Below are 25,220 nucleotides of genomic sequence, written 5' to 3' on the forward strand. Positions count from 1 at the left end.
GTGTTGGCTCCGCTGGCTCCGTTGAGGCTCCGCCGGCTCCGCCGACAGCGTTGGTCAGCCCCAGATCACCGTGGCCAGCCACGCGGCCGTGACCAGCAGGCAGGCGAACAGCTCCGTCAGGACGTTCCAGCCGCCCGACCGCATGACCGTCCCCACCGCCGCCTTCGCCGGGCCGTGTCCACCCAGCCGCGGCCGCTCGTAGAGGTAGATCCCGCCGAGGAAGCCCGCGACCGCGCCGACCACCGGCAGCACAATGAAACCCAGCAGTGCCCCGACCCCGGCGTACACGCCCATGCGGGGAGTGGCCCCGGCCTCCCGGAGCTGTCGGGGCGGCAGCCCCCAGCGGATCGCCTGGGCCAGCAGCAGGACCACGGTCGCGCCCACCAGTACGCCCCAGGTGAGCGCCCGTGGGTCGGTCAGGGCCCACCACAGGACCGCGGCCCAGACCAGCCACGACCCCGGCACGCCGGGCACCAGTACTCCGCACAGGCCGAGCACGATCACCACGCCGACCAGCAGGAGTTCCCACGCTCCCATCTGCCCAGGGTGACTGAGCCAGCGCGAAAGCGCAGGTCAGTCGCGGGCCACCCAGCCCTTCTCGTAGGCGTGCCAGCCCAGCTGGAGCCGGGTCGTGACGCCCGCCAGCTCCATCAGCCGCTTCACCCGGCGCTGTACGGTCCTGAGACCCAGGTCGAGCTGCTTGGCGACGCTCGCGTCGGTCAGCCCGGCCAGCAGCAGGGAGAGGATCTCCAGATCGGTGACGTCGGGGCCGTCCGGCTCCTGCTCCATGACACCCCGGCTGCCGAGCCGCAGCGGCAGCGCGTCCCGCCACACCGACTCGAACAGGCCCGACAGCAGCTCCAGGAGCCCGCTGGCGTGCACGACCAGGGCGGCGGGCTCCGCGGTGTGCGAGGTGAGCGGCACCATCGCGAGCGTCCGGTCGGCGATCACCAGTTTGGTCGGCACCTTGTCCACGACCCGTACCTGCTCGTCGCGGCTGAGCGCGGCGGACAGCTCGGTGAGGCCGGTGGGCTGGTCGAGTACGGCGCGTTCGAGCACCACGCGGTAGCCGACGCCCCGTCCCGCGGCCTGTTCCTCCGCGTCGTTGTCCATCCCGGAGACCACCATCGGGTTCCCGGTGACCAGCGCGCACACCTCCGTGGCCGCGCCGAGCTGGAGCTGGAGGAACCGCTGGGTGACCGCCGCGGCTCCGATCACCACCTCCACCAGGTCGTGCACGGCGGGTTCGGTGGCCTGGGCGCGGTACTCCTCGGCGAGCAGGGCGGCCGCCAGTTCCGCCTTCTCCAGCTCGTGCCGCTGCTGGGTGAGCAGTGCGCCCAGGGCGACCCCGGGCGGCGCCGCGACCCAGCGTCCCGGGCGGCCCGAGGACTGGGCCGCGAGACCGTGCCGCTCCAGTCGGCGCAGGGCGCGCTCGGTGTCGTGCTCGCCGAGCGTGAGCCGCCGCGCGAGGTCGGGCACGTCGGCGGCGCCCACGGACACCAGTGCCCGGTACGCCGACTCGTGCGTCTCGTCCAGACCTATCGCTCCCAGCATGCGGCGATGCCCTCCCCAAATCCCGTTCCGGCCGTGACCTGGCGGAAATCGGCCACGGCGCAAACCCGCCTCGGCACATCATCGCCGCAGCACCCGTAACTCTGCCAAGCTCACGGCACCGCGGCAGCAACAGTCGCCCGTAATGCCCGGCTTGGGCCGGACCGGCCTGCGCGGACGCGGGCGGAGTGATCTTGGGAGTGGCGCCTTGGGGAGCGCGGCAGCGCGCGTCACAGGGGAACCTCAGGGAAGCAGGTCACACTCAGGGCGCCGCCGGACGGTCCTCCCGTGGGGGGTGGGATCGTCCGGCGGCTTCGACGCGGCGTCCACTTCGACGCGGCGTCCGACCTTTCGTCACCCCTCCTCGCTCATACGGCCGTTCGATACGTCACCCGACATGCCGTTCGACTACCAGTCCCGTGGCCGGTTTTTCCGGATGCACCGTTTTCATCCGGCTCTCGCGGTGGACAATTAAGGGCATGAGTCAGCAGGGGGAGAGGCCTACCGGTCACGAGGACGACTGGTGGGGGCAGCTGTACGACGCCACCGGGGACACGGGGCCCACGCTCGCGGCGGATTCCCTCGACGACCGCTTCGCGTCGGCCGCGGGGACGGTGGGATCGGGGTCCGCGCCACCCGAACCGGACGGGGCTCCCGTCGTCCCTGAGCAACGGGGCGGCGGCGCCACCGCGCGCGGCGAGGCACTGGGACGGCGCCTCGCCCGCTGGGACCGCGAGCCACCGTCCGACCCACCGGACCGCTACCTCGACCCGACAGGGCCCGCCGAGAACCTGACCCCCTCGACGAGCGTGGACGCCGCCCAAGGCCCCTCGGAGGCCGAGGACGCCGTCCCTTGGGGGAGCGGGGAGAACTCCGGCCGCTCGAGGGGTGGGGAGGATTCCGGTCCCTTGTGGAGCGGCGGGGGCCGCGGCTCCTCGCGGAGTGGCGGGGACTCGGGTTCTTCTCGGGGCGACGGGGACCTTGGCCTTCCGGGGAGCGGGGAGGGCTCCGGCTTCTCCCGGGGTGACGGGAACCCGGGCCTTGCGTGGGGTGGCGCGGACCCGGGCCTTTCGTGGAGTAGCGGGGACCCGGGCCCCTCGGGGAGCGGGGAGGAACCCGGCCCCTCGTCGGCCGATGCGGATCCCGGCCCCTCGTCGGCCGACGCGGAGCCCCGCCCATGGTGGAGCAGCGAGGCCACCGGCTTCGCTCGGAGTGATGTGGATCCGCGCTCCCCGGGGGGCGGCGAAGAGCCCTTGCCTCCCTGGGAACCCCCGCCCGCCGAACCGCCGGCCCCCGCGGCCTTCCCGCCGGGACCGACGCCGCCCGGGTTCCACGCCGAGTCGCTCCGTGGCCGTACGTCCAAGGAATCGCCCGGCGCGGCCGTGCCGCCGCGCCCCACCACGCCGCCGGATCCCGCCCCGCCCGGCGCGGCCGCCCCCGTGGACGCCCTCCCCGAGCCGGTCCTCACCGTCCCCTACCAGCCACCTCCCGTCGACTACGTCGGCTCGGGCCCGCCCACCTACGACGCCGAGCCCACCGCCCTCCCGTCCGCCGATCCGGACGACCTCGACGACCTGGTCGCCGACACCGTCCTGGACGGGGCGCGCTACGGGGCGAGCACCCTGCGCGCGGCCTCCGTGCGCGGCGACTCCGCGCGCTTCAGGGGCGAGCCCCGCCGGGACTCCCTGCTCACGGCCCGCTTCGGAGCGGGCGAGCACGCGCTGGTGCTGGTGGCGATGGCGACCGGCGCCCGGGCGACCCCCGGCGCGCACCGGGCGGCGGCCGAGGCGTGCCGGTGGATCGGGCGCGCCGTGGGCGGCAGTCACGCACGGCTGGCCGAGGACATCAGGGCGGCCCGTCGCGGCGACCTGAAGTCGGGCCTGCACCGGCTCACCGACCGCAGTCTCGGCAAGTTGCGCGCGAGCGCCGCCGAACAGGGCATCGAACCCGAGGAGTACACCGCCGGGCTGCGCTGCCTGCTGCTCACCGGGGACCCCGAGTGCCGTACACGCGTCTTCTTCGGAGTCGGTGCCGGCGGCCTGTTCCGGCTGCGGGACGGCGAGTGGCAGGACATCGAGCCGCGGGTCGCCGAGACGACCGGCGAGGCGGTGGTCGGGTTCGGATCGCTGCCGCACGAGACCCCCGAGGGCGACCGGCTCACCATGGACCTGGGCATCACCACGCCCCCGAGCCCGTACGAACCGGCCCCCGAACCGCCCCGCGAACCCTTCCGCTTCCGCGCCTCCGTCGCCCGACCGGGTGACACGCTGCTGCTGTGCACCGACGGCCTCGCGGAGCCCCTGCGCGGCGAACCACAGTTCTGCGAGCACCTGACGGCGCGGTGGTCGGCGGGCGAGCCGCCCGGCCTCGCCGCGTTTCTCGCCGACACCCAGGTGCGGGTCAAGGGGTACGCCGACGACCGGACCGTCGCGGCCGTTTGGGAGGCGTAACGGCGCGCCGTGTGAATTCATGGACCCGACGGATGAACCAAGGGACCCGCGGGATCCATGGATCACAAAGAGGTGCGTGCAGCATGGCCAAGCAGAACGTCGCCGAGCAGTTCGTCGACATCCTCGTCCGTGCGGGCGTCAAGCGCCTGTACGGCGTCGTCGGCGACAGCCTCAACCCGGTGGTGGACGCGATCCGGCGCAACGCGGCGATCGACTGGATCCACGTCCGACACGAGGAGACGGCTGCCTTCGCCGCGGGCGCCGAGGCCCAGATCACCGGCAAGCTCGCCGCCTGCGCCGGCTCCTGCGGCCCCGGCAACCTCCACCTCATCAACGGTCTGTACGACGCCCACCGCTCCATGGCCCCGGTCCTCGCCCTCGCCTCGCACATCCCCTCCAGCGAGATCGGCCTCGGCTACTTCCAGGAGACCCATCCGGACCAGCTCTTCCGCGAGTGCAGTCACTACAACGAGATGATCTCCAACCCGAAGCAGATGCCGAGGCTGCTGCAGACCGCCATCCAGCACGCGGTGGGCCAGTCGGGTGTCAGCGTCGTCTCCCTCCCCGGCGACATCGCCTCCGAGCCCGCCCCGGACAAGGCCCTGGAGACCGCCCTCGTCACCTCCCGGCCCACGGTCCGCCCCGGCGACACCGAGATCGACAAGCTCGTCGCGATGATCGACGAGGCCGACCGGATCACGCTCTTCTGCGGCAGTGGCACGGCGGGCGCGCACGCCGAGGTCATGGAGTTCGCGGAGAAGATCAAGTCCCCGGTCGGACACGCGCTGCGGGGCAAGGAGTGGATCCAGTACGACAACCCGTACGACGTCGGTATGAGCGGTCTGCTCGGCTATGGCGCCGCCTACGAGGCCACCCACGAGTGCGACCTGCTGATCCTGCTCGGCACCGACTTCCCGTACAACGCCTTCCTCCCGGACGACGTCAAGATCGCCCAGGTCGACGTCCGGCCCGAGCGCCTGGGCCGCCGCTCCAAGCTGGATCTGGCGGTGTGGGGCGATGTGAAGGAGACCCTGCGCTGTCTGACGCCCCGGGTGAAGCCCAAGGGGAACCGCCGTTTCCTCGACAAGATGCTGAAGAAGCACGCGGACGCGCTCGAGGGTGTCGTCAAGGCGTACACGCGCAAGGTCGAGAAGCACGTGCCGATCCACCCGGAGTACGTGGCCTCCGTCCTCGATGAACTCGCCGACGAGGACGCGGTGTTCACGGTCGACACCGGAATGTGCAACGTATGGGCGGCCCGTTACATCTCGCCCAACGGCCGCCGCCGGGTCATCGGTTCGTTCTCGCACGGTTCGATGGCGAACGCGCTGCCGATGGCGATCGGGGCCCAGTTCACCGACCGGGACCGGCAGGTCGTCTCGATGTCCGGAGACGGCGGGTTCGCCATGCTGATGGGCGACTTCCTCACCCTCGTCCAGTACGACCTGCCGGTGAAGGTCGTCCTCTTCAACAACTCTGCCCTGAGCATGGTCGAGTTGGAGATGCTGGTCGCCGGGCTGCCCTCGTACGGGACCACGAACAAGAACCCCGACTTCGGGGCCGTCGCGCGCGCGTGCGGGGCGTACGGCGTGCGCGTCGAGAAGCCCAAGGACCTCACCGGCGCCTTGAAGGCCGCCTTCAAGCACAAGGGCCCCGCCCTCGTCGACGTCGTCACCGACCCCAACGCCCTGTCCATCCCGCCGAAGATCAGCGCGGAGATGGTGACCGGATTCGCCCTGTCGGCGTCGAAGATGGTCCTGGACGGGGGCGTCGGCCGGATGGTGCAGATGGCCCGCTCCAACCTGCGCAACGTGCCGCGTCCCTGACTGCTGACCGTTTCCTTGACCGCTGCCCGATTCCTTGCCCGGCCGTCGCTGCGGGTAGGGGCCTGCCGCGTCGCCTCCCCGTCGAGTACGGCCATACCCGCAGCCGAGAGTCGGTAGATGGGCCGAGCGCCCGCGGTCAACATGCCGCCCGGGAGGGGGAGGCGCCGGGTGGTGCGGGTCCGCCGGGCGCGCCGCCGCCGTGCGCCGGGGCCGAACCGTGCGCCTCAACAGGCGTTGAGCAGGGCAAGCAGGGCTTTCCACGGGGCGGATCGCCGTCGCGCGCGCCTGCCCCAAAGATCCCTGACGCACGGGCTGAGGCGCCCCACGGGCCACCGCTGCGGCGCGACGCCGTGCTTCCGCTCGGGATTGGCTGGTGGTTGACCATTCGACATGACTGCCGCGTCCCCGATGGGGCATGGATTCCCGTGAACATGTTCGATCAGGAGGGGAACCCGACATCGGCATGCAGGCGGGGGTCATGAAGAGGCAGGTACGAGGGGGCGGTCCCGTGGCCATCGGGGCCTCCTCGGCACAGGCAGTGGAGGAAGAAGCGACCGAGGGCACGAGGGACCCGGCCGCCCCGCAGCTCAGGCGGCGGCTGGCCAGGGCCGATCTACGGGCGGTGCCAGAGGCCCGCAGAGCGCTGAGGGAACTCTTACGACACTGGGGGAAGCCGGAGAAGTCCGAGATAGCCGAGTTGCTGACCAGCGAACTCGTCACCAACGCCCTCATCCACACCGACCACGACGCGGTCCTGACGGCCACCGTCGGACCCCGCGGACTCCGCGTGGAGGTAAGGGACTTCGTGGGACGCAGGCCCAGACTGCGGGTACCGATCGCCGACGACGGTACGCACGGCAGAGGCCTCGTCCTGGTCCAGTCCCTCGCGGACGCCTGGGGGGTACGCCCCCACGGCGTGGGCAAGTCGGTCTGGTTCGAACTGGACGGCGGCGCGGTGTAGTCACCGCGCCGCCGTAATTCCCGTCCGGGGTCCGGCCGTTCAACGGCCGGACCACCCCGGTGTCTCAGCCGAACTGCTGCTCCAGGTCCTTGAGCTTGCGCTCCAGGGAGTCGAGTCGCGGCAGGGCCATCGTGTCGTCCTCCGCGGTGAGATCGACGGTGATCGGGTCACCACTCTTGCGGACGGGCTGAAGGGAGGGCCGTGAGCGTACGGGCAGCTCCGGCGCCGCTATGGCAGGCTCCGCGGTGGCCTGCGCGGGAGCACGCTCCACGGTCGTCTCCAGCTGCTGCCGGCCACCGCCGCCACCACCACGGCCGGGCAGGCCCCGGTGACCGCGGCTGAGCGCCTTGAGGTGCGCCCGCTCGACCCGCTCCTCGTTGCGCCGACGCAGACGGTTCTGCTCCTTCTGGCGCTTGTCCTCGCGGACCTCTTCCACCGCCTCGTCCAGCGTGCGGACGTTCTCCAGGAGCATCAGCGACCAGGCGCTGTACGTCTCACGGGGCGCGCGCAGCCAGCGGACGATACGGATCTGCGGCAGCGGACGCGGGACCAGGCCCTGCTCACGCAGCGCGGCACGGCGGGTCTGCTTCAGCGCCCGGTCGAACAGCACGGCGGCCGACAGGGACATGCCCGCGAAGAACTGGGGAGCGCCCGAGTGGTCCACACCCCGCGGGGCGTGCACCCAGTTGAACCAGGCGGCGGCACCGGCGAAGGTCCACACGAGGATCCGGGAGCCGAGCGCCGCGTCACCGTGGCTGGCCTCGCGCACGGCGAGGACGGAGCAGAACATGGCCGCGCCGTCCAGACCGAACGGCACGAGGTACTCCCAGCCGTCGGTGAGTCCGAGGTTCTGCTGGCCGAAGCCGACGAGGCCGTGGAAGGAGAGCGCCGCGGCGACCGCGGCACAGCAGAAGAGCAGCACATAGGAGGCCGTGCCGTAGACGGCTTCCTTACGCCTGCGACGCTCCTCGCTGCGCTCCCACGAGTCGTCGTTGTTGCTGCTCGCGTTCTCCCCGGACCGCTTGCTGCGCGCGAGCACCGCCACCGCCGCCAGCAGTCCCAGGAGCAAAACGGCGCCCGGAAGCAGCCAGTTCAGCGATATGTCGGTCAATCTCATCTGGGGTCCCTTGCATTGGGATAGGGCGTAACGCCCGCCATATTGGCCCACGCCCGTCGGCCCTCAGGGGGTTTCGGGGCAAGAGGCCGCCAAGAGAGTGCAAGGGGATGCGCAGGGCGACATTCTGCTCGAACTGCCGCGCGAGGGACGGGAGCTGAGTGCGAATAAGATTACCCGTACGGATGGTTCTACGGAAAGTTCCTGCGACAAGTGAGGAAGTTGTGAAGTGCCTGTCATCTGTCGGGCACCCGTCGGGAGTCTCGATCGGAGTTGATCTTAGGGCACCCGGGAAGCCCGTCCGTACGACGGGGTCGGCGCTCAATCCGTCGCGGTGGTCGTCAACTTGGCGATGCGGTCCGTGTCGCAGGTGCGCGGGCAGTTGACGCAGGTGTCCTCGGGATTCAGGGTGTAGAAGAAGCAGCAGCTCGCCCGGTCGCGGGTGGGCAGGGACTCCCCGTTCGGGCCGCTCAGCTCCCGGAACGCGGCGGAGCCGACGTACGGCCGGGTCGCCCCCGGCAGCAGCAGCTCCAGCTCGCGCCGCGCGCGCCGCTCCTCGCCGAGCAGTTCGGCGACGTACCAGAGACCCTCGACGACCTCGTCGGTCGCCATGCCCCACAGGGCCCGGCCGCGGCGCCGCATGCGCGGGCCGAAGCCGCCGAGGACCGGCTCCAGGTGTTCGGCCGCCGCCGCCCGCACCTCGACCCGCAGCGCCTCCTCGTCCGGGACGACCCGAGCGCCGGGCCGCCGGGTCGCCCGGCAGGCAGGCGAATTCCTCCACCCGGACCGCCATCCGGCCGAGCGTGCGCTGGAATGTGACGCGCTCCACAGGGAGGCGGGGCACCCGGCGCAGCAGGAACCACGGGACGGTGATCAGCAGACAGGCCGGCCAGGCGTACCGGTGCAGCCCGAAGCTCGCCACCACGTCCGGGCGCGCCCGCTGTCCGTAGTCCCTGATGACCTGCGCCTCGTCCCAGGCGAGGAAGGTGTCGAGGTCCGCCCCGCCCGCCGCGAGCCCGGCGGCGCCGACCCAGCCGTCACCCTCCGGGGCCGCTTCCCCGTGTCCCAGTTCCCGCACGCTCAGCCCCGGAAAGACCTCGGTCAGCCGGGTGTACGCGGCTGTGACGGCCGAGCGGGCGGGGTGGGCGTCGGCGAGGCCCAGGGCGCCTGTGGCCAGGGCGGGAGCGGACATACGGGTACCCCGCTTCACGATCGTTGACAGGTTAGGCTTACCTTACCCTCAATATCGGATGTTTGAACTGGGGCCATGTGCGCCTATGGTGCTTGACGGACGGGTAACAACCGCCGCAATGACCCCCAAGTACCACCAAGCCCGGAGGAGGACCCCGTGGAGCAGCAGGCCGGTTCGCTGGGCGCGCGCGTTTCCACCGGGTCGGCGGCGCCGGACATCCGTACGACGTCCGTCCGGGTGCCCGCACAGACACGGGCGGCGGACGTCGAGCGGGAGCGGGGCGTCGCCTCCGACGAGTCCCGGTCCGCCCCCGGGGCCCGTGGCGAGCACACCCACAGCGAGCAGCCCCTCCCGCACCCCCGCGTGGAGAGCACGCGCCCCGTGGAGACCGCGCGCCCCGTGGTCCAGCGGGCCTCGGTCCGCGGGCAGATCCTCGACGCCCTGCGCACCGCCCTCGTCGCGGGCGAACTCGCCCCCGGCCAGGTGTACTCGGCGCCCGTGCTCGGCGAACGCTTCGGGGTGTCCGCCACACCCGTCCGCGAGGCGATGCAGCAGCTCGCCCTCGAAGGCGCCGTCGAGGTCGTACCGAACCGGGGCTTCCGGGTCGTCCGGCGCGGGACGCGCGAGCTGGCCGAACTCGCCGAGATCCGCGCCCTCCTCGAAGTCCCGGTGGTGCTGCGCCTCGCCCGCACGGTGCCCGCCGCGCGCTGGGCCGAACTGCGCCCGCTCGCCGAGGCGGCGGCGCGTGCCGCGTCCGCGGGGTGCCGCGCCACCTACGCGGAGTGCGACCGCGCCTTCCACCACGCGATCCTCGCCCTCGCCGGCAACGACCAGCTCGTGCAGATCGCCGACGACCTGCACCGCCGCGCCCAGTGGCCCCTGGTCGGCGGCCCCGTCCCGCGCGGCCGCGCGGACCTCATGGCCGACGCCGCCGAGCACCTCGCCCTCCTGGACGCCCTGACCGCCCAGGACCTCCCGGCCGTCCAGTCCCTTGTACGAGAGCACTTCGCCGACGCCTAGGTCCGGCACGTCGCCTTCCCCCGGCGGACGTCACGGCTCCGTGGGCGCCGGGCAACAGGACGCGCCGCCGGGAACCCGGACGGCCCCGCACGCGTGTCCCCCGGTACCAGCAGCACACCGGGGGAGAAGACGATGCCCGACCCGTCCTGGCAGGCGATGCAGCAAGCTCAGCAGGCCCAGCGGATCCACCAGAACCACGTACGCCACCATCGCGCGGCGCACGACATGGCCCGGGCCCACGCCCGTCACACCGGCGCACCCCACACGCACCGCCCCGCGCCGCACACCGGCGCCCGGGGCGGCGGCCTGCGCGGCCTCCTGGTCCTGATCATCATCGTCGGGGTCGTGGTCTACGTCGCCCACGACCCCGAACTCCGCACCGCGGTGGGGAACTTCGCCCGCAACCTCTTGGCGCACGTCCAGAGCAACTGACCCGGTCCGGCGAACGCGGGGCCGTGACACATGCGGCTCCGCCGCGCGGGCGCGACCAGCCACGATTCACCCGCACCCTCCGCACCACCTCAAGCGGTTGCGGCGGGTGGAGTCAATTGCCGCGCCAGCCACGTCGGCACACCCCCGAGCAACCGGAACAACCGCCCCGCCTCCGCCCGCAACCGAGTCGCTTCCGGCTCGACCTCGGCATCCGCGAGCGAGGCCAATGCCGGAGCCGTGCCCACCAAGTACCCCAACTCCTCCCGGATCCGCAGGGATTCACGGAACCCGTGCCGCGCCTCGGCCAACTCCCCGTCCCGCAAGGCGAGTCCGGCAAGGTGCCGCCAGGTGAAGGAGAGCAGGAGCGGGTCGCCCTGGGCGACAGCGCCCGCGTGGGCACGCCGGTACGCGGCCCGCGCGGCCTGCGGCGACTGCGCGAGGTTCTCGGCGAGCAGCCCGCGCCGGAAGTCCAGCAGCGCCCGCCCCGGCGCCCCCGGGGCGATCAGCGCGGCGGCCCGCCCGAGCGCGGCCCGAGCCTCGTCCGCCCGGTCGCGCACCCCGAGCAGCGTGGCCGCGTACGCGAGCTGCCCGCGCTCACAGGCCGCCGCCCCGCGCTCGTCGTCGCTGTGGGCCACCGCCTCCGCCGTCCGCAGCGCGTCCTCCGCCTCGGCCCAGCCCTGCTCGGTGTACAGGCACCGTTCGACGAGGAGCGAGGCTCTCTGCAGTGCGGGGCCCGCCGTCCCGGGCTGGAGCAGTGCGGCCGCGTCGACCCAGCAGGCGCGCGAGCGCAGCCGCCATACCGCGGTCTGGAGTGGATCGTCCCCTGCGTTCGTTCCGGAACCAGACATGGCGGTATGCGCCACGTTGCCCTCCCCGAGCACGCCATTGAGCTGTTGAGTGGTGGCATCTCAGCACGGATCGCGGTACCCGGCCAAGGGGGTGGGTGAAGGATTTCACAAAGTCGTGGGACTGGTGCGGCACTTGCTGACACGCGCCGCACGGACCCGTGACCTCAGCTCATGCGCAACGCGAGGAAGAAGTCGAGCTTGTCCTCGAGGCGGGAGAGGTCCCGGCCCGTCAACTGCTCGATGCGGCCCACCCGGTAGCGCAGTGTGTTGACGTGCAGGTGGAGCCGCGTGGCGCAGCGCGTCCAGGAGCCGTCGCAGTCGAGGAACGCCTCCAGGGTGGGGATGAGTTCGGCGCGGTGGCGGCGGTCGTAGTCGCGGAGCGGGTCGAGCAGGCGTGCGGTGAAGGCGCGGCGTACGTCGTCCGGCACGAAGGGCAGCAGGAGGACGTGCGAGGCCAGCTCCTGGTGTCCGGCCGCGCAGACCCGGCCGGGGCGGGCGGCGGCGACCCGGCGCGCGTGCCGGGCCTCCTCCAGGGCGCCGCGCAGCCCCTCGGCCGAGTGCACGGCGGCGCTGACGCCGAGCGTGAGCCGCCCGTCGTCGTTCAGGCCGGCCGACAGCGGGTCGCGTACGGCCTCCAGGAGGGTGTCCGCGAGGATGCCCGACTCGGAGCCGTCGTGCTCCGCGGAGACCGCCGGAAGAGGGACGAGCGCGATCGCCTCCTCACCCGTATGGGCGACGGCGATCCGGTCGGAGTGCTCGGGGCCGCTGGTCAGCGGGTCGACGAGGATCTCCTCCAGGAGCGACTGGGCGACCGGCCCGCCCTCGACCTCGCCGCCGTCCCACTCGACGCGGGCCACCACCACCTGCCAGTGCGGTGCGGCGCCGAGCCCGGGCAGCAGCACCGGCGCGGCGACGCGCAGCCGGGCCGCGATCTCCGCGGGGGCCGCCCCCGTCTGCACCAGTTCGAGGACCTCCTGCGCGAGCCGGCGCCGTACCGTGCGCGCCGCGTCCCGCCGGTCCCGCTCGACCGCGATCAGCTGGGTGACGCCCTGGAGCAGGTCGAGCCGCTCCGCGGGCCAGTCCCCGGCGTCCGCCTCGACCGCGAGCAGCCAGTCGGAGAGCACCGTCTCGCGTACGTCGCGGGAGGCGGCCGCGGAGCGCCCGGAGGAGCGGATCGGGAAGAGGGAGTAGGTCGTCGTGCCCAGGAGCACCCGGTGCGGTCCGCGTCGCCCGGTGCGCGCCGCCGCGAGGTGTTCCGCGGCCAGCTTCGCGGACACGTCGGCGGGCAGCGCGGCCCCGGCGAGCTTCGAACCGGCGATGGGGCGTCCGGTGGGGGAGAGCACCCAGGCCCGCAGGTCCAGGTCGGTGCCGAGCAGGTCGAGGACCACGTCGGGGCCGCCGCCCGCCGGGCCGGACGTCATCATCCGCCGGTGCCGGTCCACCACGGCCGCGAGGTCCCCGGCGCGCTCGCCCGAGACCTGGCGTACGACATGCTCGGTGATCGTCGCGAACGCCACCGACTCGTGCACGGCGAACAGCGGCAGCCGGTGCCGCACGCAGGCCAGGACGAGGTCCTCCGGGATGTCGCCGAGCTCCGCCTCACCGGCGGCGAGGGCCGCGACCCCGGCGGCCGCCAGGATCCGTACGAAGGGCTCGGAGTCCGCGGCGCCGTGCCGCCAGGCGAGCCCGGTGAGGACCAGCTCGCCGCCGGAGAGATAGCGGCTGGGGTCCTTGAGGTCCGTGGTCATCACACCGCGTACGGTGCGGTCCAGCTCGTCCTCGCCGCCGAGCAGCCGCAGGCCCAGCGCGTCGGTGTCCAGCAGTGCGCGCAGCCGCATTCTCGTCGCCGCCGTTCTTGTCTCGAAATCTACGATGGATCTGAAGGTGAGCAATGGGCGAGCGGGTCCGCGAGCCGTACTCCCTGGTCCCAGCGTGTGCTGGATGTTTCCTGTCGTTTCCATAGGAAAACGAGGAGGTTACTGATGACCTCCGTTCATACGAATCTACAAGATGACCGCCCTGGCCAGCCAACTCCTTCATGGTTTCGGTGACTGACCCCGGTGGAGGACAGCGCGGTGTACTGACCTCACTCCACGTGAACAACTCATGAACGAGCCCGGGCCGCCGCACACGATCTGGCTTGATCAGAACGACCCACGATACGAAGAAGAGAGCCACTCATGGACTTCCTTCGCCCCGCCAGCTGGGAGGAGGCGCTCGCCGCGAAGGCCGAGCACCCCACCGCTGTGCCGATTGCGGGTGGCACCGATGTGATGGTCGAGATCAACTTCGATCACCGTCGGCCCGAGTACCTCCTCGACCTGAACCGCGTCGGCGAGCTGAGCGAGTGGGAGGTCGGCGAGGAGAGCGTGCGCCTGGGCGCCTCCGTCCCGTACACCCGGATCATGGAGGACCTCCGCGGCGAGCTCCCCGGCCTGGCCCTGGCCTCCCACACCGTGGCCTCTCCGCAGATCCGCAACCGCGGCGGCGTCGGTGGCAACCTCGGCACCGCCTCCCCGGCCGGCGACGCCCACCCCGCCCTCCTCGCGGCCGGCGCCGAGGTCGAGGCCGAGTCCGTACGGGGAACGCGGCTGATCCCGATCGACGCGTTCTACACCGGCGTGAAGCGCAACGCGCTCGCGCCCGACGAGCTGATCCGCGCCGTCCACATCAAGAAGGCCGACGGCCCCCAGCAGTACTCCAAGGTCGGCACCCGCAACGCCATGGTGATCGCGGTCTGCGCCTTCGGCCTGGCCCTGCACCCCTCCACCCGTACGGTCCGCACCGGCATCGGCTCCGCCGCGCCCACGCCGGTCCGCGCCAAGGCCGCCGAGGAGTTCCTGAACGCCGCGCTCGACGAGGGCGGCTTCTGGGACAACGGCAAGATCATCACCCCGTCGGTCGCCAAGCAGTTCGCGGACCTCTGCTCCGCCGCCTGCAACCCGATCGACGACGTCCGGGGCACCGCGAGCTACCGCCGCCACGCGGTCGGCATCATGGCCCGCCGCACCCTGACCTGGACCTGGGAGTCGTACCGCGGCACCGCCGCCCACACGGAGGGAGTCGCGTAATGCGTGTCAATTTCACGGTCAACGGCCGTCCCCAGGAAGCCGACGACGTGTGGGAGGGCGAGTCCCTGCTGTACGTGCTGCGCGAGCGCCTGGGCCTGCCCGGCTCCAAGAACGCCTGCGAGCAGGGCGAGTGCGGTTCCTGCACGGTCCGCCTCGACGGTGTGCCGGTGTGTTCGTGTCTGGTCGCGGCCGGCCAGGTCGAGGGCCGCGAGGTCGTCACGGTCGAGGGCCTCGCGGAGTTCGCCAAGCAGCGCGCGGAGCACGGCGGTTGCGCGACCGGATCCTGCGGCACCTCGCTGGACGAGGCCAGGCGCTGGGAGTCGAAGCCCCAGGACTCCCACACCGGCGAGGGCGGACAACTCTCGCCGATCCAGCAGGCGTTCATCGACGCAGGCGCCGTCCAGTGCGGCTTCTGCACCCCGGGTCTGCTGGTCGCCGCCGACGAGATGCTGGAGCGCAACCCCACGCCGACCGACGCGGACATCCGCGAGGCGCTCTCCGGCAACCTGTGCCGGTGCACCGGCTACGAGAAGATCATGGACGCGGTCCGCCTCGCGGCCGCCCGGCAGTCCGAGGCGGTCTGACCATGGGAACCACGGGTACACCCACCAACCTCACGCAGGGCTCCAAGACCAGGGGCGGCATCGGCGAGTCGACGCTCCGCCCGGACGGCATCCTCAAGGTCACCGGCGAGTTCGCGTACTCGTCCGACATGTGGCACGAGGACATGCTCTGGGGGCAGATCCTGCGCTCCACGGTCGCCCACGCCGAGATCGTCTCCATCGACACCGGCGAGGCCCTCGCGACGCCCGGCGTCTACGCCGTCATGACGTACGACGACCTGCCGACCGAGGTGAAGAACTACGGCCTGGAGATCCAGGACACCCCGGTCCTCGCGCACGGCAAGGTCCGCCACCACGGTGAGCCGGTCGCGATCGTCGCCGCCGACCACCCGGAGACCGCGCGCCGCGCCGCCGCCAAGATCAAGGTGGAGTACCGCGAGCTGCCGGTCATCACGGACGAGGCGTCCGCGACCGCGCCGGACGCGATCCTGATCCACGAGGGCCGCGACGACCACCACATCGGCCACGTCCCGCACCCGAACATCGTGCACCGCCAGCCGATCGTCCGCGGCAACGTCGAAGAGGCCGCGAAGAAGGCCGACTTCGTCGTCAAGGGCGAGTACACCTTCGGCATGCAGGACCAGGCGTTCCTGGGCCCCGAGTCCGGTCTCGCCGTGCCCGCCGAGGACGGTGGCGTCGACCTCTACATCGCCACCCAGTGGCTGCACTCCGACCTGCGCCAGATCGCGCCCGTCCTCGGCCTGCCCGAGGACAAGGTCCGGATGACGCTCTCGGGCGTCGGCGGCGCGTTCGGCGGACGCGAGGACCTGTCGATGCAGATCCACGCCTGCCTGCTCGCGCTGCGCACCGGCAAGCCCGTCAAGATCGTCTACAACCGTTTCGAGTCCTTCTTCGGGCACGTCCACCGCCACCCCGCGAAGCTTTACTACGAGCACGGGGCGACCAAGGACGGCAAGCTCACCCACCTGAAGGCCCGGATCGTCCTGGACGGCGGCGCCTACGCCTCCGCCTCCCCGGCGGTCGTCGGCAACGCCTCCTCGCTGGGCGCGGGCCCGTACGTCATCGACAACGTCGACATCGAGGCCATCGCCCTCTACACCAACAACCCGCCCTGCGGCGCCATGCGCGGCTTCGGCGCGGTCCAGGCCTGCTTCGCCTACGAGGCCCAGATGGACAAGCTCGCCGACAAGGTGGGCATGGACCGGGTGGCCTTCCGCCAGCTCAACGCGATGGAGCAGGGCACCGTCATGCCGACCGGGCAGGTCGTCGACTCGCCGGCCCCGGTCGCCGAACTCCTGCGCCGGGTCAAGGCGATGCCCATGCCGCCGGAGCAGCAGTGGCTCACCGCCGGCGAGGCGGCCGACGTACGGCAGCTGCCGGGCGGCCTCTCCAACACCACGCACGGCGAGGGCGTCGTACGCGGTGTCGGCTACGCGGTCGGCATCAAGAACGTCGGCTTCTCCGAAGGCTTCGACGACTACTCGACGGCCAAGGTCCGCATGGAGGTCGTCGGCGGCGAGCCGGTCGCGACCGTGCACACCGCGATGGCGGAGGTCGGCCAGGGCGGTGTCACCGTCCACGCGCAGATCGCCCGCACCGAGCTGGGTGTCACCCAGGTGACCATCCAGCCGGCCGACACCCAGGTGGGCAGCGCCGGTTCGACGTCCGCGTCGCGGCAGACGTACGTCACCGGTGGCGCCGTCAAGAACTCCTGCGAGCTCGTCCGCGAGAAGGTCCTGGAGCTGGGCCGCCGCAAGTTCGGTACGTACCACCCCGCCTGGGCGACCGCGGAGCTGCTCCTGGAGGGCGGCAAGGTTGTCACCGACGGCGGCGAGGTCCTGGCCGACCTGGTGGACGTGCTCGGCGACGAGTCCGTCGAGATCGAGGCCGAGTGGCGGCACCGCCCGACCGAGGCCTTCGACCTGCGCACCGGACAGGGCTTCGGCCACGTCCAGTACACGTTCGCCGCGCACCGCGCGGTCGTCGAGGTCGACACCGAACTCGGGCTGGTCAAGGTCATCGAGCTGGCCTGCGCCCAGGACGTCGGCAAGGCACTCAACCCGCTGTCCGTCGTCGGCCAGATCCAGGGTGGCACCACCCAGGGCCTGGGCATCGCGGTCATGGAGGAGATCATCGTCGACCCCAAGACCGCGAAGGTGAAGAACCCCTCCTTCACGGACTATCTGATCCCCACGATTCTCGACACGCCGACCATCCCGGTCGACGTGCTCGAACTCGCCGACGACCACGCCCCGTACGGGCTCCGTGGCATCGGCGAGGCCCCGACCCTGTCGTCCACCCCGGCCGTCCTCGCGGCGATCCGGAACGCGACGGGTCTGGAGCTCAACAGGACGCCGGTACGCCCCGAGCACCTGACCGGCAAGTAACCCTCTGTTCGTCTCGGGCCGTCCCCCGGGTCGTGCACCATCCCAAATCCCGCAGCAACCACCGTGGTTGCTGACGCGGGTGCCCCTGTGAACCTTGGGAGATGGCACCATGACCCAGCAGTCAGTGGAGCCCAGGACCGTCGCCGACGACGCGGGTGCGGGTACCCGCGTCCCGGCCGGGCGGTCCTGGCTCGACCGTTACTTCCACATATCCCAGCGGGGATCCACGGTCGCGCGTGAGGTGCGCGGCGGCGTCACCACCTTCATGGCGATGGCGTACATCCTCCTGCTCAACCCCCTGATCCTGTCCGGCAAGGACGCGGCGGGTCACACACTCGGCCAGAACGCGCTGATCACCGCGACCGCGTTCGCGGCGGCCTTCAGCACGCTTCTGATGGGCTTCTTCGGCAAGGTGCCCCTGGCCCTCGCCGCCGGACTCTCCGTCTCCGGAGTGCTCTCCTCGCAGGTCGCCCCGCAGATGACCTGGCCGCAGGCCATGGGCATGTGTGTGATCTACGGAGTGGTCATCATGCTCCTGGTCGTCACCGGCCTGCGCGAGATGATCATGAACGCGATCCCGCTGGCGCTGAAGCACGCCATCACCATGGGCATCGGCCTGTTCGTCGCGCTGATCGGCTTCTACAAGGCCGGTTTCGTGCACCAGGGGAAGTCCACCCCGGTCACCCTCGGCCCGGCCGGTGAACTCGCCGGCTGGCCGGTCCTGCTCTTCGCCGCCACGCTGCTCGCCATCTTCATGCTCCAGGCGCGCGGCATCCCCGGCGCGATCCTGATCGGCATCGTCGGTGGCACCGTACTCGCCGTGGTCCTCAACGCCCTCGGCGTCATCGCCCCCAAGCAGTGGGCGAGCGGCGCCCCCGAACTGCACGGCGGCGCGGTCTCGATGCCGGACTTCTCACTCTTCGGCAAGGTCGAGTTCGGCGGCTGGGGCGACGTCGGAGTGATGACGGTCGGCATGATCGTCTTCACGCTGGTCCTCGCCGGGTTCTTCGACGCGATGGCCACCATCATCGGCGTCGGCACGGAGGCGGGGCTCGCCGACGCGCAGGGCCGGATGCCGGGCCTGTCCAAGGCGCTGTTCATCGACGGCGCGGGCGGAGCGGTCGGCGGGGTCGCGGGCGCGTCGGGCCAGACGGTCTTCGTCGAGTCCGCGACCGGGGTCGGCGAAGGGGCCCGTACGGGCCTGTCCTCCGTCGTCACGGGCCTGTTCTTCGCGGCCTGCCTCTTCTTCACCCCGCTGACGGCGATCGTCCCCGGCGAGGTCGCGGCGGCGGCACTGGTCGTCATCGGCGCGATGATGATGATGAACGCCCGCCATGTGGACTGGGCCGACCGCGCCACCGCGATCCCGGTCTTCCTGACCGTCGTCGTCATGCCGTTCACGTACTCCATCACCGCGGGCGTCGCGGCCGGAGTGCTGTCGTACGTCGCCATCAAGATCGCCCAGGGCAAGGCCCGGGAGATCGGGGCGTTCATGTGGGGCCTGGCGGCGATCTTCCTCGTCTTCTTCGCCCTGAATCCGATCGAGAGCTGGATGGGCGTGCACTGACACGCCCCTTCCGGTCGACGACCCTCCACGCACCCCCTGTTAAGGAGACCGAGACATGCTGGACATCGCCGAAGAGCTGCACCGGTGGGTCGAGCAGGGACGTGACTTCGCCGTGGCCACCGTGGTGGCCGTCAGCGGCAGCGCGCCCCGCCGGCCCGGCGCCGCACTCGCCGTCGACTCCGACGGCACGGCGATCGGCTCGGTCTCCGGCGGGTGCGTGGAGGGCGCGGTCTACGAACTGTGCCGGCAGGCGCTCGAGGACGGCGAGAGCGTCCTGGAGCGCTTCGGATACAGCGACGAGGACGCCTTCGCTGTCGGTCTGACCTGCGGTGGCGTCATCGACATCCTCGTCACGCCGGTCCGGGCGGGCGACCCCGCCCGGCCGGTGCTCGGCTCCGCGCTGGCCGCCGCCGCGAGGGGGGAGGCGGCGGCGGTCGCGCGGATCGTCGGCGGTCCCGCCGAACTGCGGGGCCGGGCGCTGCTAGTCCGCCCCGACGGCTCGTACGAGGGCGGCTTCGGCGCCCATCCCGAGCTGGACCGCACGGTGGTCGGCGAGGCGGGCGCCTTCCTGGACGCGGGCCGCACCGGCATCCTGGAGATCGGAGAGCAGGGCTCTCGGTGCGGAGCGCCGCTCACGGTTCTCGTCGAGTCGTCCGTGCCGCCCCCGCGCATGATCGTGTTCGGCGCGATCGACTTCGCGTCGGCGCTGGTCCGCATCGGCAAGTTCCTCGGATACCGCGTCACGGTGTGCGACGCCCGCCCGGTCTTCGCGACCGCCACCCGCTTCCCCGACGCCGACGAGATCGTCGTCGAGTGGCCCCACACGTACCTGGAGCGCACGGAGGTGGACGCCCGGACCGTCCTGTGCGTCCTCACCCACGACGCCAAGTTCGACGTACCGCTGCTGCGCCTCGCGCTGCGGCTGCCGGTCGCGTACGTCGGCGCGATGGGCTCCCGGCGCACGCACCTGGACCGCAACGACCGCCTGCGCGAAGTCGGCGTCACCGAGCTGGAGCTGGCGCGCCTCAGGTCCCCCATCGGCCTCGACCTGGGCGCCCGCACGCCGGAGGAGACGGCCCTGTCCATCGCCTCGGAGATCGTGGCCAACCGGCGCGGGGGGAGCGGGGTGTCGCTCACCGGGGCACACACGCCGATCCACCACGATGCGACGTCGGTTCCGGCGCGGCGGATCGGGTCGGTGGCCTGAGCCGGGCGGTGTCGGGGGAGTGCGGGGGTGATGCGGCCGCCGGTCGGCTACTGGGGGGCCGGGCCCGGCAGTTCCTGGTCCCCGGAGGTGAGCGCGCCGAGGTCCCGGGCGAACTCCTCGGTGTCCAGGAACGGGAGGTCCAGGACGTCGGTGGGCAGGCCGGTCGGGCTCTCCGGGCCGAGCAGTGGCTGCTCGGTCCAGATGCACTTTCCGGTCGCCGTGTAGCGGGTGCCCCAGCGCCGGGAGAGCGCGGTGACGAGTTGCAGTCCGCGTCCGCCTTCGTCGGTCTCCGACGCCCGGCGGATGCGCGGCATGGTCAGACTCCCGTCGAAGACCTCGCAGACCAGCTCGGGGCCGTGCAGGAGGCGCAGCCGCACAGGTCCCTTCGCATGGCGCACGACGTTGCCGACCAGCTCGCTGGCGAGGAGTTCCGTCGTCGGCGTCAGGTCGTCCAGGCCCCAGGTGTGAAGCTGCTCGCGGATGTGGCAGCGGGCCTGCCCGGCCGCTCGCGGGTCCTCGGGAAGCAGCCAGGAAGCCATGTCGTCGTCGGTCAGCGCGTGGAGGCGGGCGATGAGGAGGGCCGCGTCGTCGGCGGTGGAGTGCTCGGCGGGGAGCAGCCCTGCGGTGACGGTGTCGCAGAGGCGCTCCAGGTCGGCGGCCATCTCACCGGGACCCTCGTGCGCGGCCCGCAGCAGCCGGGCGAGTTCGGCCATGCCGTCGTCGATCTCCGTCGCGGGCGGAGCGGGACTCGTTGCTCTCCCATCCCACGCCGATCATCCGTACGGGTTCGCCCTGAGCGTTGTAGGTCGCCCGGGCGCGGGCCTGGGTCCAGCCGTAGGTGCCGTCCAGGCGGCGCACCCGGTACTCGGCCTCGAACACCGTACGGTCCCGGAGCGCCTTCTGCGCCGCCCCCAGGGTCGGCGCCAGGTCGTCGGGGTGGACGATCCTCATCCAGTTCTCGATCCTGCCGGTGAACTCGGCCGGCCTGGTGCCGTAGAGCTCAAGGGCGGCCTCGTCCCAGACCAGCTCGTCGGTCTCGATGTTCCAGTCCCACGAGCCGACCCGGACCTCCTCCAGAGCCTGCCGCAGCCGGTCACCGCTCAGTTCCTCCCGGGGCGGCCGAGCGGGCGGCGGTGCCTGCTGCATGCGCTCCTCGGTCCAGGCGATCACGGCCTGCAGGAAACCCCACTGCTCGACGGTCGGCTCCCCCTGGCCGCCCATCACCACGGTGAGCGCGCCGATCCCCCGGTCGCCACTGAACACCGGCACGGCCGCCAGTCCGGTCCCGGGCCATGAGACCGCACCGGATCCGGGCTGTTCGCCGGATCCCGGCGCAATCCACACGCCCCGACCCTGGTGCAGGGCCCGGGTCGGGGCCAGCGGGCCATCCTGGTCGATGATCTCCCAGGGCCGGGTGAGGACCGCGGGAAGGCCGGTGGCCGACACCAGGCGCAGCGCGGACATGGGGCCCCGCAGATGGATCATCCCCCCCCAGGGCACCCAGCTCCCCCACCGCGTGCTGGAGCGCCAGCCGGAAGATCTCACTCTCCGTGACACCAGGGTCCACCGTGCTGAGCAGAGCCAGCCGTGTATTCATGCTGTAAAGCCTACAATTTTCCCGTTTCATGCAAGGGCGCGCGACCCGCCGCGAGCACGGAGCGTCAGGATTCGGGCCGCAGCAGCCCTCCCACCGCTCGCCCGAACATCCACCGCCCCGCCCACCCCAGGGGCCGGTCGAAGAACCGCGGCAGCCACCGTACGTTCAGGTCCTCCCGCCAGAGCACCCGCGAGCCCCCGCCCGCCACCGGGCGGACCTCGATCTCGGCCCACCCCGTGACGAACGTGCCGCGCTTGACCAGCCGGCACCTTCCCGTACCCCCGTCCCGGGGTGGCCGCCAGGTGACGACCTCCATGGGATCGTCGAAGACCAACGGGCCCACCCCCGACCGCGCGACGAACACCGTGCCCTCGCCGGTCGGCGGCGGTGTGCGCACGGTGACCCGGGTCAGCGGGACGACGGCGGCATGCCGGTGCCAGTCGGTGAGGCGAAGCCAACTCTCTTCGACGGGAGAAGGGGACACGCGTTCCAGCTGGAAGAGGACCACGAACGGATCGTAGGCGGCCCGAAGGCCCACCCCCCACGACCGGCACTCGCACACGCACGGAAGGGGCCGTGCCGGTACGTCGCAAGCCCGTCGCTTACGTTCGGATCGAGCAGCGGCTCCCTTGCCCGGCCCACGTCTGATCCGGCGGCGACGGGCTCGACGTACCGGCACGGCCCCGACCCACCCACGACCCCGCGGGTCAGCGCGGCGCGGCCGCGTCCGTTTTCCGGCGGTGCCGCCCCACGTCGTAGAGCTGTCCGAAGTACGGCCCCTCATCGTCACTGGCGTCGAGAGAGGCCAGGATCTGGTCCCCGCGCGGATCGTCGTGCAGGGCCAACTGCACGGCCGCGGTGACCCGTACGTCCTCCGTCTCGTCGGTGAGGCATGCCGCGAGGGCGTCCGTGACCTCGGAATCCGCGGGCGCGGAGACCAGTGCGGCGCAGGCCCCCCGGCGGACCTCGGCCGCCTCGTCCCGGGTGCACGCGAGGACCGTGGCCAGGGCGTCACGACGCCCGGCGTCGACTCCGTACTGCAGACCGAAGACCGCCCACCCCCGGACCCCGCTGTCGGCATGCCGGGCGAGGTCGTGCAGGGGTCGCTCGGCACGGGGATCCAGGGCGCCGGACAGTCCCGCGGTCAGGGGCCGCAGCACGCGCGGATCCGGTTCGCGCGCGGCCCACGGCAGGAAGAGATCGACCAGCGGGGCGTCGAACGGTGCCTCGTCGCTGTAGTCGAAGAGGTTGAACAGCCGGAGCACTTCCGCACCGAAGTACCGCTCCCGCGGGTCCGGCCGGTCCCGCAGGGCTGCGGCCATGTCCCACGTGGCGCGATCGCGGCGCTCCTGGAGGACATTCGTCGTCACCCACCAGATCTCGTGGTCGACGTCCGGTTCGGCCAGCGCCCTCGACAGCAGCTCGGTGAACGAGGTCCTGATCCCGTACCGGGGCTCCAGCGCCGTCAGGATCGCGCTGTGTCCGGTACGGACCGTCAGACCGGCCAGCGTCAGCTCCTCGACGCTCACCCCGTTCTCGTCACGAACCGTCTCGCGCCGCACCGTTCCCGCCGAACCGCTCCTGCGACGCAGCTCGGCCACGGCACCCGTCTCGTGCCAGGAGCGGGCCAGCGCCAGGGCGTCACGTCCTTCACGGTCCTTGTGCCACAGCTGCGCCCCGTGGTTGATGAGCGCGGTCACGATGTCGGAGGCGCCACGGTCGACCGCCCGCAGCAGCGGGGTCTGGCCGTCCACGACCCGGTCCAGCCGGGCGGAGCGCATCAGGACCTCGACCGTGGCCAGATCGAAGCCGTCCACCGCCAGGCAGAGCGCGGGCGTGCCCCGGTCGTCGACGGCGTCGGGATCGCCGCCGGCATCCAGCAGCGCCGTCACCGCCTTCACGTCCCCACTCCGCACTGCCGCCGTCAGCGACTCCCCGCCCATACGCCCCCGCTTCCCTCACCAAAGCCCCGCCCCACGGCACGAGGCCGACGGCACGCGATGCTAACCGCGCCGCCCAGCTACCCGCCCGTCGATTTCGCCCCGGCCGCACGCAACTCCCGCCAGCCCTCGCGCTGTTGACACATCGCCCGTCACCCACCAGGCTATCCGGGGAGTACTCCCCGTTTGCACTCCACCCCCGTGACCAACCGGTCCAGAGAAGGTCCGGAGAAGGTCCAGAGAACAGGAGTCCACGTGCCGGACCAGCCCCACGTCATCGACCCCGCGGGCGCCGACCTCCACGGCGAGGCGGATCTGCTGCGCGAGCGCGGCGCCGCGGCCCTCATCGAACTGCCGGGCGGGATACGGGCCTGGGCGCCCACCCAGTACGAGATCCTCAAGCGGCTCCTGGCCGACGACCGGGTCTCCAAGGACCCCAACCAGCACTGGCCCGCCTGGATCAACGGCGAGTACCGCGAGAGCTGGATCACCCTCTGGGTCGGCGTGACCAACATGTTCACCGCGTACGGTGCCGACCACCGCAGGCTGCGCAAACTCGTCTCGCCCGCGTTCACCAAACGCCGTACGGACGCGCTCAGGCCCCGCATCGAGGAACTCGCCGCCACGCTGCTCGACCGGATGGCCGAGGCCCCCGACGGGCGGGTCGACCTCAGGTCCGCCTACGCGCACCCGCTCCCGATGCAGGTGATCTGCGAGCTGTTCGGCCTGCCCGAGGACCGGCGCGCCGACACCGCGCGCCTCATCGAGGCCAACATGGACACCACCATCACCCCCGAACAGGCCATGGCCACCTACCGGGAGATCCACGAACTGCTCGCCGGACTGGTCGCCGCCAAGCGTGAGCGGCCGGGCGACGACCTGACGACCGCCCTGATCACGGCCCGGGACGAGGAGGGTTCGCAGCTCGCCGAGAGCGAACTGATCGACACCCTCCTCCTCGTCATCGGCGCGGGCCACGAGACCACGGTCAACCTGATCGGCAACGCGGTCCACGCCCTGCTGACCCACCCCGAGCAACTGCTCCGGGTGCGCAGCGGCGAGATCCCCTGGAGCGAGGTGATCGAGGAGACCCTCCGCTGGGCCCCCTCCATCGCCAACCTCCCGCTGCGGTACGCCGTCGAGGACATCAAGCTCCCCGACGGCACGCTGATCGCGCGGGGCGACGCGATCCTGGCGACGTACGCGGCGGTCGGCCGCGACCCCCTGCGGCACGGCGAGAGCGCGGGCCGCTTCGACCTCGGCCGTGCGGACAAGGAGCACCTCGCCTTCGGACACGGCGTCCACTACTGCATCGGCGCCCCGCTGGCCCGCCTGGAGGCGTCCCTCGCGCTCCCCGCGCTCTTCGCCCGCTTCCCCGACCTGAGCCTCGACGACACCCACGGTCCGGCCCGCCTCGCCGAGTCCTTCATCGGCCACGGCTACCGGGTGCTGCCGGTGCGGCTGGGCTGACGC

Annotated in this window: 18 protein-coding genes and 2 pseudogenes; 11 read left to right on the forward strand and 9 right to left on the reverse strand. The window is 72.0% G+C overall.

What is annotated here, in order from left to right; genetic code table 11:
- Positions 1-54: 54 nt before the first annotated feature.
- Positions 55-537 (reverse strand): DUF456 domain-containing protein, encoded by a 483-nt coding sequence (locus OG798_RS39610; protein ID WP_095851946.1) that lies wholly within the window; start codon positions 535-537, stop codon positions 55-57.
- A gap of 36 nt (positions 538-573) precedes the next feature.
- Positions 574-1,554 carry a TrmB family transcriptional regulator gene (locus OG798_RS39615; protein WP_075031092.1) on the reverse strand — a complete coding sequence of 327 codons (981 nt, stop codon included), beginning with the start codon at positions 1,552-1,554 and terminating at the stop codon, positions 574-576.
- A 476-nt stretch (positions 1,555-2,030) separates the two neighbouring features.
- Here OG798_RS39615 and OG798_RS39620 point away from each other — a divergent pair, with 476 nt between their 5' ends.
- From OG798_RS39620 to OG798_RS39630, 3 genes are all read left to right on the forward strand, one after another.
- Positions 2,031-4,001, forward strand: coding sequence for a PP2C family serine/threonine-protein phosphatase (locus tag OG798_RS39620; RefSeq protein WP_267063126.1), 1,971 nt, complete (start codon positions 2,031-2,033; stop codon positions 3,999-4,001).
- Positions 4,002-4,084: 83 nt separating this feature from the next.
- Positions 4,085-5,827 carry a pyruvate dehydrogenase gene (locus tag OG798_RS39625; RefSeq protein WP_121414668.1) on the forward strand — a complete coding sequence of 581 codons (1,743 nt, stop codon included), beginning with the start codon at positions 4,085-4,087 and terminating at the stop codon, positions 5,825-5,827.
- A gap of 508 nt (positions 5,828-6,335) precedes the next feature.
- Positions 6,336-6,788, forward strand: a complete 453-nt coding sequence (locus OG798_RS39630; RefSeq protein ID WP_373558926.1) for an ATP-binding protein — start codon at positions 6,336-6,338, stop codon at positions 6,786-6,788.
- A gap of 64 nt (positions 6,789-6,852) precedes the next feature.
- Here OG798_RS39630 and OG798_RS39635 read toward each other — a convergent pair whose 3' ends face one another.
- Together OG798_RS39635 and OG798_RS39640 are read right to left on the reverse strand one after the other, a co-directional pair.
- Complete coding sequence (locus tag OG798_RS39635) at positions 6,853-7,905, reverse strand: DUF2637 domain-containing protein (RefSeq protein ID WP_095851944.1); 1,053 nt, start codon at positions 7,903-7,905, stop codon at positions 6,853-6,855.
- Between the two features lie 318 nt (positions 7,906-8,223).
- A pseudogene (locus OG798_RS39640) lies at positions 8,224-9,094 on the reverse strand ((2Fe-2S)-binding protein).
- A gap of 156 nt (positions 9,095-9,250) precedes the next feature.
- Between OG798_RS39640 and OG798_RS39645 the strand changes: the two are divergent.
- Both OG798_RS39645 and OG798_RS39650 read left to right on the forward strand, forming a co-directional pair.
- Complete coding sequence (locus OG798_RS39645) at positions 9,251-10,114, forward strand: GntR family transcriptional regulator (protein WP_443053973.1); 864 nt, start codon at positions 9,251-9,253, stop codon at positions 10,112-10,114.
- 132 nt (positions 10,115-10,246) lie between these two features.
- A complete protein-coding gene (locus OG798_RS39650) occupies positions 10,247-10,546 on the forward strand; it encodes a hypothetical protein (RefSeq protein WP_121414666.1) in 300 nt (99 codons plus the stop codon).
- Between the two features lie 89 nt (positions 10,547-10,635).
- On the opposite strand, the gene OG798_RS39655 is transcribed toward OG798_RS39650, so the two are convergent.
- Positions 10,636-11,409 carry a hypothetical protein gene (locus OG798_RS39655; protein WP_095857695.1) on the reverse strand — a complete coding sequence of 258 codons (774 nt, stop codon included), beginning with the start codon at positions 11,407-11,409 and terminating at the stop codon, positions 10,636-10,638.
- 149 nt (positions 11,410-11,558) lie between these two features.
- Positions 11,559-13,232, reverse strand: a complete 1,674-nt coding sequence (locus OG798_RS39660) for a PucR family transcriptional regulator (protein ID WP_095851941.1) — start codon at positions 13,230-13,232, stop codon at positions 11,559-11,561.
- A gap of 342 nt (positions 13,233-13,574) precedes the next feature.
- Between OG798_RS39660 and OG798_RS39665 the strand changes: the two genes are divergently transcribed.
- The 5 genes from OG798_RS39665 (at position 13,575) to OG798_RS39685 (ending at position 20,210) form a co-directional block, all read left to right on the forward strand.
- Positions 13,575-14,465 carry an FAD binding domain-containing protein gene (locus OG798_RS39665; RefSeq protein WP_095851940.1) on the forward strand — a complete coding sequence of 297 codons (891 nt, stop codon included), beginning with the start codon at positions 13,575-13,577 and terminating at the stop codon, positions 14,463-14,465.
- A complete protein-coding gene (locus OG798_RS39670; protein ID WP_060901054.1) occupies positions 14,465-15,049 on the forward strand; it encodes a (2Fe-2S)-binding protein in 585 nt (194 codons plus the stop codon). The genes OG798_RS39665 and OG798_RS39670 overlap by 1 nt, the downstream gene beginning before the upstream one ends.
- A gap of 2 nt (positions 15,050-15,051) precedes the next feature.
- Positions 15,052-17,436: a xanthine dehydrogenase family protein molybdopterin-binding subunit gene (locus OG798_RS39675; RefSeq protein ID WP_328758567.1), complete on the forward strand. Its 2,385-nt coding sequence runs from the start codon at positions 15,052-15,054 to the stop codon at positions 17,434-17,436.
- A gap of 109 nt (positions 17,437-17,545) precedes the next feature.
- On the forward strand, positions 17,546-19,003 hold the full coding sequence (locus tag OG798_RS39680; RefSeq protein WP_095851938.1) for an NCS2 family permease: 1,458 nt from the start codon (positions 17,546-17,548) through the stop codon (positions 19,001-19,003).
- A 55-nt stretch (positions 19,004-19,058) separates the two neighbouring features.
- Positions 19,059-20,210, forward strand: a complete 1,152-nt coding sequence (locus OG798_RS39685) for an XdhC family protein (RefSeq protein WP_095851937.1) — start codon at positions 19,059-19,061, stop codon at positions 20,208-20,210.
- A 47-nt stretch (positions 20,211-20,257) separates the two neighbouring features.
- Here OG798_RS39685 and OG798_RS39690 read toward each other — a convergent pair.
- The 3 genes and pseudogenes from OG798_RS39690 to OG798_RS39700 form a co-directional block, all read right to left on the reverse strand.
- Positions 20,258-21,807 (reverse strand): annotated as a pseudogene (locus tag OG798_RS39690) (PAS domain-containing protein).
- A gap of 64 nt (positions 21,808-21,871) precedes the next feature.
- Entirely contained in the window at positions 21,872-22,315 is a 444-nt protein-coding gene (locus OG798_RS39695; RefSeq protein WP_121418264.1) for an SRPBCC family protein, read from the reverse strand.
- A gap of 199 nt (positions 22,316-22,514) precedes the next feature.
- Complete coding sequence (locus OG798_RS39700; protein WP_121414663.1) at positions 22,515-23,750, reverse strand: HEAT repeat domain-containing protein; 1,236 nt, start codon at positions 23,748-23,750, stop codon at positions 22,515-22,517.
- 252 nt (positions 23,751-24,002) lie between these two features.
- On the opposite strand from OG798_RS39700, the gene OG798_RS39705 reads away from it, so the two are divergent.
- Positions 24,003-25,217: a cytochrome P450 family protein gene (locus OG798_RS39705; protein WP_328758568.1), complete on the forward strand. Its 1,215-nt coding sequence runs from the start codon at positions 24,003-24,005 to the stop codon at positions 25,215-25,217.
- Positions 25,218-25,220: the final 3 nt, after the last annotated feature.

Origin of the sequence: Streptomyces sp. NBC_00271, from assembly GCF_036178845.1 — a bacterium.
Lineage (GTDB): Bacteria > Actinomycetota > Actinomycetes > Streptomycetales > Streptomycetaceae > Streptomyces.